The organism is Delftia acidovorans NBRC 14950 (genome assembly GCF_001598795.1).
GTDB lineage: Bacteria > Pseudomonadota > Gammaproteobacteria > Burkholderiales > Burkholderiaceae_C > Comamonas > Comamonas acidovorans.
In genome coordinates this window covers 28,383-43,389 of record NZ_BCZP01000006.1, presented here as the reverse complement: position 1 = coordinate 43,389, position 15,007 = coordinate 28,383, and the positions used below count along the sequence as shown (strand labels likewise).

General features: G+C 67.7%; 9 protein-coding genes. 7 read left to right on the top strand and 2 right to left on the bottom strand.

The annotated features are described in order from the left end of the window. Positions 1-217: 217 nt before the first annotated feature. Positions 218-1,018 (bottom strand): imidazole glycerol phosphate synthase subunit HisF, encoded by an 801-nt coding sequence (hisF, locus tag DA1_RS09260; RefSeq protein ID WP_016450993.1) that lies wholly within the window; start codon positions 1,016-1,018, stop codon positions 218-220. Between the two features lie 76 nt (positions 1,019-1,094). Beyond that, positions 1,095-2,105, bottom strand: coding sequence for a UDP-glucose 4-epimerase GalE (gene galE, locus DA1_RS09255; RefSeq protein WP_034396978.1), 1,011 nt, complete (start codon positions 2,103-2,105; stop codon positions 1,095-1,097). A gap of 234 nt (positions 2,106-2,339) precedes the next feature. Here galE and DA1_RS09250 point away from each other — a divergent pair, with 234 nt between their 5' ends. The 7 genes from DA1_RS09250 to pelG are packed head-to-tail and all read left to right on the top strand — an operon-like array spanning position 2,340 to position 14,894. Then, a complete protein-coding gene (locus DA1_RS09250) occupies positions 2,340-5,168 on the top strand; it encodes a bifunctional glycoside hydrolase/polysaccharide deacetylase family protein (protein ID WP_034396977.1) in 2,829 nt (942 codons plus the stop codon). Beyond that, entirely contained in the window at positions 5,134-8,973 is a 3,840-nt protein-coding gene (locus tag DA1_RS09245; protein ID WP_034396975.1) for a tetratricopeptide repeat protein, read from the top strand. The genes DA1_RS09250 and DA1_RS09245 overlap by 35 nt, the downstream gene beginning before the upstream one ends. A 25-nt stretch (positions 8,974-8,998) precedes the next feature. Next, a complete protein-coding gene (locus DA1_RS09240) occupies positions 8,999-9,550 on the top strand; it encodes a hypothetical protein (protein ID WP_012207342.1) in 552 nt (183 codons plus the stop codon). Positions 9,551-9,573: 23 nt separating this feature from the next. Beyond that, positions 9,574-10,953, top strand: coding sequence for a PelD GGDEF domain-containing protein (locus DA1_RS09235; RefSeq protein ID WP_034396973.1), 1,380 nt, complete (start codon positions 9,574-9,576; stop codon positions 10,951-10,953). Beyond that, positions 10,946-11,968 (top strand): hypothetical protein, encoded by a 1,023-nt coding sequence (locus DA1_RS09230; RefSeq protein ID WP_034396971.1) that lies wholly within the window; start codon positions 10,946-10,948, stop codon positions 11,966-11,968. The genes DA1_RS09235 and DA1_RS09230 overlap by 8 nt, the downstream gene beginning before the upstream one ends. Beyond that, positions 11,965-13,521, top strand: coding sequence for a GT4 family glycosyltransferase PelF (gene pelF / locus DA1_RS09225; RefSeq protein WP_034396969.1), 1,557 nt, complete (start codon positions 11,965-11,967; stop codon positions 13,519-13,521). The genes DA1_RS09230 and pelF overlap by 4 nt, the downstream gene beginning before the upstream one ends. Then, the gene (gene pelG / locus DA1_RS09220; protein WP_012207338.1) at positions 13,521-14,894 is read left to right on the top strand and encodes an exopolysaccharide Pel transporter PelG; all 1,374 of its coding nucleotides are present in this window, start codon (positions 13,521-13,523) and stop codon (positions 14,892-14,894) included. The genes pelF and pelG overlap by 1 nt, the downstream gene beginning before the upstream one ends. Positions 14,895-15,007: the final 113 nt, after the last annotated feature.

Below are 15,007 nucleotides of genomic sequence, written 5' to 3'. Positions count from 1 at the left end.
TGACAGGATTGTCAGGAATTGCCTGGATTGAAAATACACCCCCTGAGTCGCTTCGCGCCTTCCCCCTCTCTCGCTGCGCGGGAGGGAGACGACAGCCTTGCTGCGGGGCGGCCCTTGCTCGCTGTCCCTGGTCCCTTGGGCCGCGCCGGTTTCATGGGTTGTGGGCGGCGCGAGCGCCATGGAAAACTGAAATGAAGGAGTCCGCCGACGCGCCGTATCAGAGGCGCACGGGCACGCCGCGCTCGGCCATGCGCTGCTTGGCCTGGCCCACGGTGAATTCACCGTAGTGGAAGATGCTGGCGGCCAGCACGGCGTCGGCGCCGCCCAGGGTCACTCCATCGGCCAGGTCGTCCAGCGAGCCCACGCCGCCCGAGGCGATCACGGGCACGGGCACGGCGTCGCTGACGGCGCGCGTGAGCTTCAGATCGAACCCGGACTTGGTGCCGTCGCGGTCCATGCTGGTCAGCAGGATCTCGCCCGCGCCGCGGCGCGCCATTTCGGCGGCCCACTGCACGGCGTCCAGGCCGGTGTTCTTGCGTCCGCCGTGGCTGTACACGTCCCAGCCGGGGCCGGCAGCGCGGCCATCGGCGCCCATGCGCTGCTCGTCCTCGGCGGTGCGCCGCTTGGCATCGATGGCCACGACGATGCATTGCGCGCCGTACTTGTCCGAGGCCGCATTGATCACGTCGGGGTTGGCGATGGCGGCCGAGTTGAAGCTGGTCTTGTCGGCGCCCGCGTTGAGCAGGCGGCGCACGTCCTCGACGGTGCGCACACCGCCGCCGACGGTCAGGGGAATGAAGACCTGGCTGGCCACCGATTCGATGATGGGCAGGATCAGGTCGCGCCCGTCGCTGGTGGCCGTGATGTCCAGGAAGGTCAGCTCGTCCGCGCCCTGGGCGTTGTAGCGCGCGGCGATCTCTACCGGGTCGCCCGCATCGCGCAGCTCCACGAAGTTCACGCCTTTGACGACGCGCCCTCCCGTGACGTCAAGACAGGGGATGATGCGTTTGGCAAGCATGGGCAGACTCGTGGCTAGGGCGTGAAACAAGGGCGAAAAGATACCACGCCCTCGGCGCCCGCATGGGCTGCGGGGTTCAGCGCTTGAGGCCTGCGGCCTGGCTTTGCCAACGCCATGCGTCCTCGCACATGCGGTCCAGGTCCAGCATGGCCTTCCAGCCCAGCAGGCGCTCGGCCTCGGCGGGGTCGGCCCAGCACTGGGCCACGTCGCCGGGGCGGCGCGCCACGATCTGGTAGGGCACGGGGCGGCCGCTGGCGCGCTCGAAGGCCTTGACCATCTCCAGCACCGAGACCGGGCGCCCCGTGCCCAGGTTCACGGTCAGCAGGCCCTGCTGCTCGCGCAGATAGCGCAGCGCCGCCAGGTGGCCGCGCGCCAGGTCGGTGACGTGGATGTAGTCGCGCACGCCCGTGCCGTCCGGCGTCGCATAGTCATCGCCGTAGACACTGAGCTGCTGGCGCTGGCCGATGGCGACCTGCGACACATAGGGCATGAGGTTGTTGGGGATGTCGCGCGGGTCCTCGCCGATCAGGCCGCTTTCATGGGCGCCCACGGGGTTGAAGTAGCGCAGCCGTGCCAGGCTCCACTGGCCGGGCTCGGCCCGGTCCAGGTCGGCCAGCATTTCCTCGATCCACAGCTTGCTGCGGCCGTAGGGGTTGGTGGCGGACAGCGGAAAGTCTTCGCGGATCGGCAGGCTGGCCGGATCGCCGTAGACCGTGGCCGAGGAGGAGAACACCAGGCTGCGCACGCCCGCCGTCCGCATGGCCTGCAGCAGGGCCACCGTGCCGCCCACGTTGTGTTCGTAGTAGCGCAGTGGCTGGGCCACGGATTCGCCCACGGCCTTGAGCGCGGCGAAGTGGATCACCTCTTGGATGCAATGCTGGGCAAACAGCCGGTCCAGCGCGGCGCGGTCGCGCACGTCGCCTTCCACGCACAGCGGGCGCCGGCCCGTGATGCGTTCCATGCGGTCGAGCACGTCGGCGCTGCTGTTGCTGAAGTTGTCGTAGATCAGGTAGGGCTCGCCTGCGGCGGCCAGCTCCACGCAGGTGTGGGAGCCGATGAAGCCGGCGCCGCCTGTGACCAGGATCATGAATACCTCTCATTGGTGATTTTTTGGCGTGCCTAGTATCGCAATAACCCAGCTTCTCCCCGGGTTCAAGTGCGCTGAGCACAAAAGTAGGAAGAAAACACGTTTGTAGACAAACAACGTTATGCTCGGCCCGCATTTCGTCAAATTGACGATAGCTTTCATCAAATTGCTAGGAAATTTGATGCATAAAAACTATGAATTGATGGGGCATCACCACGCCCCGAGGAGAAGGCCGTGAACGGTTTCCTGCGAAGCTGCCTTGTCTGCTGGGGGTTGCTGTGCGGCTGGGTGGTGCAGGCTGCCGAACCCGCGGTGGCTGTCTATTACGGGAACAAGGCATCGCTCAGTGAATTGAGCCTCTACGACATTGCCGTCGTGGAGCCGGGCCATGGTTATGACCCGGTCCGGTTCCGCAAGCAGGCCCCGGGCAGCGAGCTGTATGCCTACGCTTCCGTGGCCGAGGTGCTGCCCGAGCGCGCCTACTTCGGCAAGATTCCCGAGGCCTGGAAGATGGCGCGCAATGGCGCCTGGCAGTCCATCGTCCTGGACCAGACGCCTGCCCAGTGGCCCGCCTTCTTTGCCGACGAGGTGATCGCACCGCTGTGGAAGCAGGGCTTTCGCGGCTTCTTCCTGGACACGCTGGACTCCTACCGCCTGGCCGCGAATTTCGACGAAAAGGCCCAGCAGGACGGCCTGGTGCGCGTCATCGAGACGCTGCATCAGCGCTACCCCGGCATCCGGCTGATCCTGAACCGGGGCTTCGAGATCGTGCCGCGCGTGCGCGACAAGGTGCAGATGGTGGCGGCGGAGTCGCTGTTGCGGGGCTGGGATGCCAGCCTCAAGCGCTATGTGAACGTGCCCGAGAAAGACCGCGAATGGCTGCTGCAGCAACTGCAGACCATCCGCGAGCGCGACCGCCTGCCGGTGCTGTCCATCGACTACGTGGCCCCGCATGACCGCGACGCCACGCGCGAGACGGCCCGCCGCATTGCTCAGCTGGGCGTCATCCCGTGGGTTTCCGATGCCGGGCTGCAGACCCTGGGCATAGGCCAGGTGGAGGCGGTGGCGCGCAGGGTGTTGATTCTCTACAACGGTGCCGACTATCCGTCCATCAACGGCGCATCGGCGCACCGCTTCCTGGAAATGCCCATCAACTACATGGGCTACGTTGCCGACTACGCCGATGTGCGCGAGCCCCTGCCCGAAGGCGTGTCGCGCGACCGCTATGCCGGTGTGGTGAGCTGGTTCGGCGGCGCGGTGCCCGATATGCGGGCCAAAAGCGTGCGGCAGTGGCTGGCCAACCAGGTGCAGCAGGGCATGCCGCTGCTGGTGCTCAATACGCTGGGCCTGTCCCAGGACCGCACCATGTCGGCCGCCCTGGGCACGCGCAGCACGGAAGCGGCACCCGTGTTCCCGCTGCGGCGCGCCGAAAAGGCGTCGGTCATGGGTTTCGAGATACAGCCGGCCGAGCCAGCGCACGATTACGAAGGCTGGGAGTTCACGCCGCAGATGACCAGGGGCAGCCGCGAGTTGCTGTCCTTTGACGACAAGCGGGGGCGCCGCTTCGTGTCGGCCGCCATCACGCCCTGGGGCGGCTTTGCACTCATGCCCTATGTGGTTGTGGGCATGCCGGGCACCGACCAGTCGCGCTGGGTGATCGACCCCTTCGCGCTGTTGCGCGAGGCGCTGCGCCTCCAGGACTTTCCGGCGCCCGACGTCACCACCGAGAACGGCCGCCGCCTGCTGCTGGCCCATGTGGACGGGGACGGCTTTCCCTCCAAGGCCGAGCTGCCGGGCACGCCCTTCGCGGGCGAAGTGCTGCGCCGCGAGATTCTGGAGCGCTACAGGATTCCGCACACCATCTCGGTCATCGAGGCCGAAGTCTCGCCGCAGGGCCTGTATCCGCAGTGGGCCGACCAACTGGAGGGCATTGCCAAGCGCATCTTCGCCATGCCCCATGTCGAGATCGCCAGCCATTCCTATTCCCATCCCTTCTTCTGGGAGCCCGGGGCAGCGCCCGACGGGGATGACAGCAAGGAGGTGAACCTCAACCTCCACATCCCCGGCTACCAGATGGACATGAACCGGGAGATCAATGGCTCGGTCGACTACATCCGCAAGCGCCTGGCGCCGCCCGGCAAGCCGGTGGACGTGTTCCTGTGGACCGGCAACACGGCGCCCAGCGCCGAGGCCCTGGCCATCTCCGATGCCGCCGGCCTGCTCAACATGAATGGTGGCGACACGGCCATCACGCGCAGCAATCCCTCGCTGACCGAGGTGCGCAGCTGGGGTCTGCGCAAGGGCGGCCACCTGCAGATCTATGCGCCCGTCACCAACGAGAACATCTACACCAACCTCTGGCACGGGCCGTTCTACGGCTTCGAGCGCGTCATCGAGACCTTCGAGATGACCGAGGCTCCCCGGCGCCTGAAGGCCGTGGACATCTACTACCACTCCTACTCCGCCAGCAAGCAGGCCAGCATCAAGGCGCTGCACAGGATCTACCAGTGGGCGCTGGCGCAGCGGCTGAACCCGGTCTACAGCTCCGAGTACATCCGCAAGGTGCAGGATTTCTACGAATTCGCCATCGGCCGCGAAGCGCAGGGCTGGCGCTTGCGGGGTCCGGGCCAGCTGCGCACGCTGCGCATGCCGCCCGGCATGGCCCTGCCTTCCATGGCTGCCAGCAGCGGCATTGCCGGCTATGCCAGGGGGGCAGATGGCAGCTACCTGCACCTGGCCGGCAGCGCCGGATACCTGGTGCAACAGGCGCAACAGGACGCTGCAGGCGCGGCCGCCCACGCGGCGCGCCCCTATCTGGTGGATGCCAATGCCCGGCTCACGCAATGGCAGCCCCAGGCCGACGGCGGTGTGCGCTTCGCCCTGCAGGGCCATGTGCCGCTGGAGCTGCGCATGTACCTGCCTGCCGGCTGCTCGCTGAGTTCCTCGAACGCCGCCACGCCCCTCCTTGCCGTGGCGGGTGCCGATACCGGCAACGCCAACCTCCGTTCCTTCAGAAGTACCCAAAACAGTGTCGAACTCCAAGCGCAATGCCGGGGGCTCTGAGCGCCCCATCACGGTTCCCTTCTGGCTGATCGCGCTGCTGGCGGTACTGATCGGTGGCGCCCTGTGGATGCTGTTTCCCAAGCAGGATCTGGAACGCCGGCTCTCCGTCACCGGAGATGACTCCGAGCTGTCCTACAACTACCTGAGCAACCTGCTCAAGAGCGATCCCGGCAACGAGAACCTGCGCGCCCTGCTCAAGGCCAAGGAAGAGCGCCTGCAGGCCATCAAGCTGGCGCGGGAAGAGGCGGCCAAGCAGGCACTGCCCAGCGCAGCCGTCCAGGCCTGGGACCACTGGCAGGCCGCCTACCAGGGCTATCTGGAGGCGCAAAAGCAGGACCACCGCGCGGGCGGCCAGGCCGAGGTGCTGGCGCCGCAGGTGATGCAGGCGTTGAAGGACGTGCCGCTGCAGGGGCTGACCCAGGAGCAGGCGCTGTACCTGGCCTCGTCGGCGCTGGTGCTCAAGGACGCACCGCTGGCCCTGGGCATCTACGACGACGTGGCAGGCCGCCAGGCCGATCCCGCGCGCAAGGCGCAGGTCTATGAATCCGCAGCGCGGCAGGCGCTGGGCATGTCCCTGTACGAGGAATCGGCCCGGCTGCTGCGCCAGGCCAGCGCCACGACCGAGGACGTCCAGCAGTCGCGCGCCTATCTCTGGCAGGCCCTGCAGGTGCTGCAGTCCGGCAACCGTGCCAACGAAGCGCTGGCACTGGCGCGCCAGCAGGAAGAACTGCTGGGCAGCGACCCCGAGACGCTGCGAAAGCTCATCGGCCTGGCGCGTGCGGCCGGCAACCGGGCCGAGGCCGAGCGCTATGCCAAGCGGCTGCTGCAGCTGTCGCTGCTGCAGCAGTGGCAGACGCAGGTGGCCGGGGCTTCGGGCGCCGGTCCGGACCCGGTTGCCGACGACGGCGCCTGGGCGCTGCAGCCCGTGGCCTGGACCGCCCCGGGCTGGCGCATGCTGCGCACGGCCGATCCCGTGCGCAAGCCGCCGCCGGGCCTGCCCTTTGACGACAAGACCTACCTGCTGGGCTACGAGGTGTTCCTCGAAAACCGCAACCTGGAAGATGCCTGGCGCGTGGCCACGGCCGCCGTGCGCCAGGCGCCGCAGGACATGGCCTGGCGCGAACGCCTGGCCCAGGTGTCCGAATGGATGGGACAGCAGCAGCAGGCCCTGGACAGCTGGCTGGTCATTGCGCAGAACACGGGGCGCGAGGATGCCTGGAAGACGGTGATGCGCCTGGCGCCGGGCCTGTTCGACGACCGCGCCCTGATTGTCGGCCTGCGCCACCAGTTGAGCCGCCGTCCCCAGGATGCCGCGCTGCAGCAGGCGCTGGTCCAGGCCTACGAGCGCCAGGCCGAGCCCGGCGAGGCCATCGACTATCTGCAAAAGCACGGCAGCACGCCGCAGTCGCAGATCCTGCTGGCCCAGCTGGCCGAACGCGCAGGACGTTCGCCGCTGGCGCTGCAGGCATGGAAACGCGTGCTCAGCGATCCCGAGCAGCGGACGCCGGCCCATGCCATGCCTGCCGCCGTGCTCGCGCTGCTGCAGGGCGAGCCGGCCCTGGGCCTGCGCTGGCTGGAGGATGCGCAGACGCGCATTCCCGCCGGCATGCAGGACGAGGGCGAGTACTGGCGCCTGCTGGGCGACCTGGCCCAGGACCAGCGCCAGGAAGCACTGACGCTGAAGGCCTACCGCCGCCTGCTGCAGACGCCGCACGCCGGCATCAGCGACTACGACGAGGTGATACGCCTGCTGCAGCGCGCCGACCGGCGCGAGGCGGCCCGGATGTCCCTGCACGCCTGGGAGCAGTTCCATGACGTGCGCCATCTGACGCAGGCCTTCTACCTGCTGGAGGATCTGGAGGACTGGACCCAGATCGGCAGCCAGGTCGAACGCATCTTGGCCGACCCGGCCCTGGTCAAGCGCCTGCAGGGCCAGCCCACCTTCTTCCAGATACTGGGCGCCTACTACCAGCGCACGGCGCAATCGAAAAAGGCCATGGAGGCCTTCGAGAAGGGCCTGGCGCTGGACCCCGGCTCCACGCCGCTGCGCCAGGGCCTGATGTGGCTGCTGATCGACACGCAGAATGCGGCGGCCCTCAAGCTGCTGCTGGCGGCGGCCGAGCCTGTCTGGGCGCGCGATGCCGACATGCACGGCGCCCTGGCGGCGGCCTACATGACGCTGTCGCGCCCGGCCGTTGCGCTGGAGCGCTATCTGAAGCCGCACCGCGCCGAGCATGCCGACGACTTCCTGTGGATGATGCAGTACGCCGACGCGCTGGAGCAGAACCAGCAGGCCGATCGGGCCTGGAGCCTGAGGCAGCAGCTGTGGACGCGCGAGAAGGTGCGGGCACGCGCCCAGGACGGCGCAGCGGCCCTGGCCGCCCGCAAATGGCTGACGGCCGAGGGGCTGGACGAGGTTCAGCGCCAGGCCCGCAGCCGGCTCATGCTCTTTCATACCCAGGGCGATGCCGAATTCGCCCTGATGCGCGAGCTGCTGCGCATGGACCTGGAAGGCGGGCGCCGCGAGCATTCCGCCGCTGCGGCCGAGCTGGCCATTGCCTGGCTGCAGGAGCGCGGCGAGTACCAGGCCGAGCGTGGCTACCTGTGGCAGCAATACGCGCGCAGCCGCAGCAAGAGCACCAGCTCGCCGCTGTGGGCCGAGATCACGGTGGCCCTGGCGGAAAAGGATGTGGCCCAGGCCGGGGAGCTGCTGCAGCGCCATGACGAGGCGCTGCCGCGCTATGACCGCATCAACGCGGCGGCCATGGTCGGCGATGTGCGGCTGGCGCAGACGGCGGCTTTCGAGAACATGGCCGACCAGCCCGACGACGATCCCCTGCACCTGGCGCTGACCGAGCAGCTGCTGGCCTTCAGCGACTACGGCGGCCTGCAACTGCGCAATCGCCGCATGGACGCCATTGACGAGCAGGTCTCCCGGCTGCGCTGGCATGTGGGCCTGAACCCCCGCTGGGCGCTGGACCTGGATGCCGAGGACGTGCGCCGCACGGTCAACAAAAACACCCTGGTGCGCGGCCCCTCGCAGGAGCGGGGCATCGGCCTGCGCCTGACGCGCAAGACGCAGTCGGCCTCCAGCGAATTCATGCTGGGCCGGCGCGAAAGCCTGGAGGGCTATACGCCCATGCAGTTCACGCAGACCTACAACCTGGACAGCCGCTGGAGCCTGCAGGCGTCACTGGGCCGGCACCTGGCCACGCAGGAAACGCTGGCCATGCGCATGGGCGGCATGAAGGACCGCGTGTCGCTGGGCAGCAGCTACCAGCTCTCGCGCCTGGACCAGATCACGCTGGAGCTGGCATCGGAGCGCTACCGCGTGCAAAGCGGCGCGCGCGTGGGCTCCGGCAACCATGCGACGCTGCAATACCTGCACACCTACCGCAGCGAGGCACCCACCCTGCAGTTCGGCGCCTTCACCTCCTGGCACCGCTACAGCCGCAACGACCCGGCGCTGCTGCAGGGCCGGGATGCGGCCATCCTGAGTTACCTGCCGCCGTTCAACGATCCCACCATCGACTATCTGCTGCCGCGCAGTTTCCGCTTCTCGGGCCTGCAGATGATGTTCAACACGGGCTACGAGCAGCAGTACACGCGTGCGCTGCGGCCCTACGCCAGCCTGGCCCTGACGCACCACAGCGTCAACGGCGCGGGCTACGAGCTGGGCATGGGCTTGGCCACCAGCCTGTTCGGCGCGGACCACCTCGCCCTGGGCCTGAATCTGTCCAAGTCGGGCATCAACACCGTGGGCAATACCCGCGAGCTGTTGCTGACCTACCGCCTCCACTACTGATCCGAAGACTTCAAGGAGCCTCTCCATGACACACCGCACCACTTTCGTCTCCCGCCTTCGCGTGCTCACGGGTATTGCCCTTGTCGGCCTGCTGTCTGCCTGCTCGACCATCGACCGGGGCACGGCGCCCGCGCTGGAGACGAACGCCAGCTGGGCGGTGCTGCCCTTCGAGAACCACACCGAAACGCCCATGGCCGGCAACCGCGCCGCCGCCATTGCCACGGCGCTGATCAATGCGCGTGGCGTGGGCCAGGTCAAGCGCTACACGGGCGATGCACTGCAGGAGACCCTGTTCGACGGCCGCGAAGCCAAGCGCCGCGACGACGCCCTGGCCTGGGCGCGCGGCGAAGGCGTGCGCTATGCGCTGACGGGCGCGGTGGACGAATGGCGCTACAAGGTGGGCGTGGATGGCGAGCCGGCCGTGGGCGTGACCTTGGAGATCGTGGACGTGGGCACCGGCGCCACCGTGTGGAGCGGCGCGGGCGCGCAAAGCGGCTGGAGCCGCGAGGCCCTGGCCGCCGTGGGCCAGAAGCTGATCCGCAACCTGCTGGGCACAGGCCTGGCCAACGCCCGATAAGCGAATCCAGGGAACGACTCTTCATGCCAGACCAAGCCAGCACGCCCAAGGCGGCACCGCATTCCGCTGCACCGCGCCGCGCCGGCATTGCCGCGGAATTCAGAGGCTCGCCGCTGGGCCTGCTCGTGCAGACGAGCGCCAAGCCCTGGGTGGTGGTGAGCGAGACGCTGCTGCTGCCGGTGCTGGCCCTTTTGATCGGCATGTGGGCCAACCCGGACAATCCCCTGTGGGTGGAGTCCGAGTTCCCCTGGGCCTGGCTGGCGCCCGTGGTGGTGGCCCTGCGCTACGGGCCGGTGGCAGGCCTGTCGGCGGCCGGCGTGCTGCTGCTGGCCTGGCTGGGCGTCAACCAGCGCGATCTGTCGCTGTTCCCGGAACAGTACTTTCTGGGCGGCCTGATCCTGGTCATGGTCGTGGGCGAGATCTCCAGCCTCTGGCGCGCACGCATACGCCGCGCGCGCACGGCGCAGAACTACATGGACCAGCGCACCGAGCAGCTGATCCGCCAGCATTACCTGCTGCGCCTGTCGCATGATCGGCTGGAGCAGGAGCTCATAGGCCGTCCCGTGTCCATGCGCGATGCCATCAACGTGCTCAGCGGCCTCAGTGGCGCCGAGGGCGATGCGCAAAGCCTGCTCAACCTGCTGTCGCGCTTCAGCCAGATCAGCGTGGCCAGCCTGGTGCCCGTGCGCAATGAGGTGCTTGACCCCACGCCCATTGCCCAGCTGGGGGGCGAGCGGCCCATTCATGTCCACGATCCGCTGGTGCGCCAGGCGCTGGACAGCCATGTGCTGTGCCATGTCTCGCAAAGCATGGCGGAGGGCCAGCAGACGCAGTACATCGTCGTGGCGCCCATGCTGGACCTGGAAGGCGAGATCTACGGCCTGCTGCTGGTCGAGGAAATGCCTTTTTTCGCATTGCAGGAAGAGGCGCTGCAGACCATCAACCTGCTGCTGGGCTACTACACGGACAGCGTGGCCGCCAACAGCCTGGCTGCGCCGCTGCTGCAGGCCTATCCCGATTGCCCGCCGCATTTCGCGTTCGAGCTGCAGCGCATGGAGCATGTCAACCGCAGCGCGCGCCTGAGCAGCGTGGTGGTGGCGCTGGAGCTGTCGCCCTCGGCTGTGCAGGCCCAGATGGCCCAGCAGATCATGCGGCTGGAGCGCATGCTGGACCGCTCCTGGCTGCAGGAAAGCGATGGCCGGCAGCTGCTGGCCATCTTCATGCCACTGGGCACCAACGCCACGGCCGAGGGCTACCTGAACCGCATCGAGGGCTGGCTGGCCCAGCGCGGCGTGGCCTCGCTGGCCGACGCGGGCATCTTCCCGCGCACCATCTTGCTGGACCGCTGCTCGGCCAGCAGCGTGCTGGAGCGGCTCCATCAGATGGGGCAGGGCCATGCTTAACCTCAAGCTGGCATTGGGCGCGCTGGCCGCGGAAATCGCCTCCTGGAGCAGCCTGTGGCTGCTGCGCAGCCAGTCGGACGCGGCCCTGCTGGGCTATCTCACGGCCCACGGGCTGGCCAGCGGCCTGCTGGCGCTGTGCCTGGCGCCTTTCCTGGCCACCTCGGCCAAGTCGGTGCGCCAGCGCCTGGCCCTGGTGGCGCTGATGGGACTGTTTGCCTATGCCGTGCCGGTGGCCGGCATTTTGGGCGCCGTGGTCGCCACCATTGCGCTGCACACCCAGCGCGGCCCGCGTGGCGGCCCGCGTTTCCCGGTGATGCCCCTGCCTGATTTCGACCCGCACCAGCAGGCCAGCACCAGCCGCCGCCAGGCGGGCCTGCAGTCCTTCCTGGCCAATCCCAATGTGCCGGTCGCCTCGCGCATGCGGGCGATGGTGGCGCTGGGCAGCGTGCCGGGGCGCATTGCCTCGCCCATGCTGCGCACGGCGCTGGGCGATTCCAGCGAAGACCTGCGCCTGCTGGCCTACAGCATGCTGGACGCCAAGGAGCGCGAGATCAGCAAGACCATCCACCAGGAGCTGCAGCTGTTCGAGCATGCCCGCCAGTCCGAGGGCGATGCGCCCTACGGGCCGCGTGGCCTGCAGGCGGCGCGGGCGCTGACCGACCTCTACGCGGAGCTGGTCTACCAGGGCGTAGCGCAGGGCGATGTGCGCGACCACGCCATCAAGCAATCCCTGCACTACTGCGACCTGGTGCTCGCACAGCGGCCCGACAATGCCTTGCTGCTGCTGCGCCGTGGCCGGCTGCTGCACATGCAGGGCAGGGCGGTGGAGTCGCTGGCCTGCTATGAGCGCTCGCTGGCGCTGGGCATGGAGCCGGCACGCGTCGTGCCCTACCAGGCCGAGCTGCTGTTCGATCGGCGCGAATTCGCCAAGGCGCAGGCCCTGATGCGTTCGCTGGACATCGAGCAAGCCCTGCCGCGCCTGAAGCCCAGCATCCGCTACTGGAGTGCCTCATGAGCCGTGCGAGCCAGTTCCCCACGGCGGCCAATGCGGACATCGCGCTGCTGCTGGAAGGCACTTTTCCTTATGTCAGCGGTGGTGTGTCCAGCTGGGTCAACCAGATCCTGCAGGCCTATCCCGAGTACCGCTTTGCCATTGTCTTCCTGGGCAGCCGGCGCGAGGACTATGGCGATTTCCGCTACGCACTGCCGCCCAACGTGGTGCACTTCGAGCAGCACTACCTGTTTGATGCGCTGCACTCCAATATCCAGCCCGCCCCTTCGCGCGGCCATCCCGAAGCCTTGGCCAAGGCCCAGGAATTCCTGGGCGCGCTGGAGGCGCATGACGGCAGTGCCGAAAGCCGGGCCAAGGTGCTGGCGGCCATGCGCTCCATTGCGCTGGAGCTGCAGCCCGGCGGCAGCCTGCCGCTGGAGGATTTCCTGCACAGCGAATTCGCCTGGGACCTGATCCGCGACAGCTACCGGCGCCACTGCACCGACCCGTCGTTCGTGGACTTCTTCTGGACCGTGCGCATCATGCTGCAGCCGCTGTGGCTGATGGCACGCATCGCCCATGGACTGATCCCGGTGCGCGTGCTGCATACCGTCTCGACCGGCTATGCGGGATTTCTGGGCGGCCTGCTGCACCATGCGCGCGGCCTGCCGCTGGTGCTGTCCGAGCATGGCATCTACACGAAAGAGCGCCAGATCGACCTGCTGCAAAGCTCCTGGATCCGCGACAACCGCAACATCTTCCAGCGCGACCCCATGGAGGTGTCGTTCTTCCGGCAGATGTGGATACGGTTTTTCGACTGGATGGGGCGCTTTTGCTATGGTGCGGCCGATCCCATCATTGCGCTGTACGAGAACAACCGCCTGCGCCAGGTGGCCGATGGCGCGGCCGCCGAGCGCACGGTCAGCATCCCCAACGGCATCCGCATAGAACGCTTTGCGCCGCTGCGCACCCAGCGGCCGGCCCAGACGCCGCCCGTGCTGTGCCTGATCGGCCGCGTGGTGCCCATCAAGGACATCAAGACCTTCATCCGCGCCATGCGCCGCGTGGTCAACCGGATGCCCCAGGCCCAGGCCTGGGTGGCCGGCCCCACGGCCGAGGACCCGGCCTATGCCGAGGAATGCCAGAACCTCGTGGACAGCCTGGGCCTGCAGGCCAACGTCCGCTTTCTGGGCATGCAGAAGGTGGAGGAGTTGCTGCCCAAGGTGGGCGTGGTCGTGCTGTCTTCCATCAGCGAGGCGCTGCCCCTGGTGATTCTCGAAGCCCAGGCCGCAGGCGTGCCCGTGGTCAGCACCGACGTGGGTTCCTGCCGCCAGCTCATCGACGGGCTGGAGCCGCAAGACCAGGCCCTGGGCTCGTGCGGGCGCGTGGTCGGCATTGCCAACCCCGAGGCGCTGGCCGACGCCTGCCTGGAGCTGCTGAGCTCGCCCACGCAGTGGCAGGCCGCCAGCGCGGCCGGGATTGCGCGCGTGGAATGCTACTACTCCGACCGGCTGCTGTTCGAGCGCTACAGGCAGGTCTATGACAGGGCGCTGCAACAGTCCGAGGAAAAACACTGATGGCCGGCATAGGATTCGAACTGCGCCACCTGCTGCGCAAGAACACGCTGACCAGCGTGCTCCAGGCCTATGCCTATGCGGGCGTCATCGGCTCGGGGCCGTGGGTGTTCTCCATCATCGGCATCCTGCTGGTGGGGGTGTTCAGCGTGAGCGTGGTGGCGCCGCCGCTGCTGGTCACGCAGTTCCAGACCTCGGTCACCTATCTGGTGGCCAGCAGCCTGATCCTGACCGGGGCGGCGCAGCTGGCCTTCACGCGCTTTGTGTCGGACCAGCTGTTCCTCAAGAAGGACGAGAGCATCCTGCCCAACCTGCATGGCCTGCTGCTGGTGGTCGTGGCCACTGCCAGCGCGCTGGGCACGCTGGCGCTGTTCGTGGTGCTGCCGGGCCAGGGCCTGCTGTACCGCGTGCTGATGCTGGCCGGCTTCACGCTGATGTGCGTGGTCTGGGTCATGACGGTGCTGCTGTCGGGCCTCAAGCACTACCGGGCCATTGCCGGGCTGTTCGGCGCCACCTACCTGCTCATCGTGCTGCTGGCGCTGCCGCTGCGCTACTGGGGGCTGGAAGGGCTGCTGGCCAGCTTCGTGATCGGCCACGTGCTGCTGCTGGCCGGCATGTGGATGATCGTGCTGCGCAGCTTTCCGCTGCAGCAGCGCTGGATCGCCTTTGACTTCACGCAGCGCTCGCTGATCTTTCCGGCGCTGATCGGCATCGGCGTGCTCTACAACCTGGGCATCTGGATCGACAAGTTCATGTTCTGGTACTACCCGCCGACCTCGCAGCAGATCATCGGCGGACTCAGGGCCTCGCTGATCTACGACCTGCCGGTGTTCCTGTCGTATCTGTCCATCATTCCGGGCATGGCGGTCTTCCTGGTGCGCATCGAGACCGACTTCGTCGAGTACTACGACAAGTTCTTCGACGCCGTGCGCGGCGGCGGATCGCTGGAATACATCGAGTCCATGCGCAACGAGATGGTCTACGCCATCCAGGCGGGCCTGGGCGAGATCGCCAAGGTGCAGACGCTGGCCGTCCTCGTCACCCTGGTGGCCGGGCCGGCCATCCTGCAGTTGCTGGGCATCTCCCAGCTGTACCTGCCGCTGCTGCACGTGCAGGTGGTGGGCGCCGGTTTGCAGGTGGGTGTGATGGCCGTGCTCAACGTGTTCTTCTACCTGGACGAGCGGCGCATCGTGTTCATGCTCTGCCTGCTGCTGGTGGCGCTGAACATTGCCTTCACGGGCATCTCGCTGGCGCTGGGCGCCGCGTTCTATGGCTACGGCTTTTGCCTGGCCATGCTGGTGACGCTGTGCGTGGGGCTGTACCTGCTCTCGCGCGAGCTCAACCGGCTCGAATACAAGACCTTCATGCTGCAGTGACCGGCAGGCATCTCTCGCCATTTGCCGATTTGCACGGTCTTGATCCGGCGTGTTGGCGGGGGGCGCCGGTCTGCGCGACAATACGGGATTCGGCGCCGGCACCCAACCGAGAC

Excerpts from the sequence above, each read along its gene's own strand:
- hisF (WP_016450993.1), bottom strand. The coding sequence starts at position 1,018 with ATGCTTGCCAAACGCATCATCCCCTGTCTTGACGTCACGGGAGGGCGC.
- galE (WP_034396978.1), bottom strand. The coding sequence starts at position 2,105 with ATGATCCTGGTCACAGGCGGCGCCGGCTTCATCGGCTCCCACACCTGC.
- DA1_RS09240 (WP_012207342.1), top strand. The coding sequence starts at position 8,999 with ATGACACACCGCACCACTTTCGTCTCCCGCCTTCGCGTGCTCACGGGT.
- DA1_RS09235 (WP_034396973.1), top strand. The coding sequence starts at position 9,574 with ATGCCAGACCAAGCCAGCACGCCCAAGGCGGCACCGCATTCCGCTGCA.
- DA1_RS09230 (WP_034396971.1), top strand. The coding sequence starts at position 10,946 with ATGCTTAACCTCAAGCTGGCATTGGGCGCGCTGGCCGCGGAAATCGCC.
- pelF (WP_034396969.1), top strand. The coding sequence starts at position 11,965 with ATGAGCCGTGCGAGCCAGTTCCCCACGGCGGCCAATGCGGACATCGCG.
- pelG (WP_012207338.1), top strand. The coding sequence starts at position 13,521 with ATGGCCGGCATAGGATTCGAACTGCGCCACCTGCTGCGCAAGAACACG.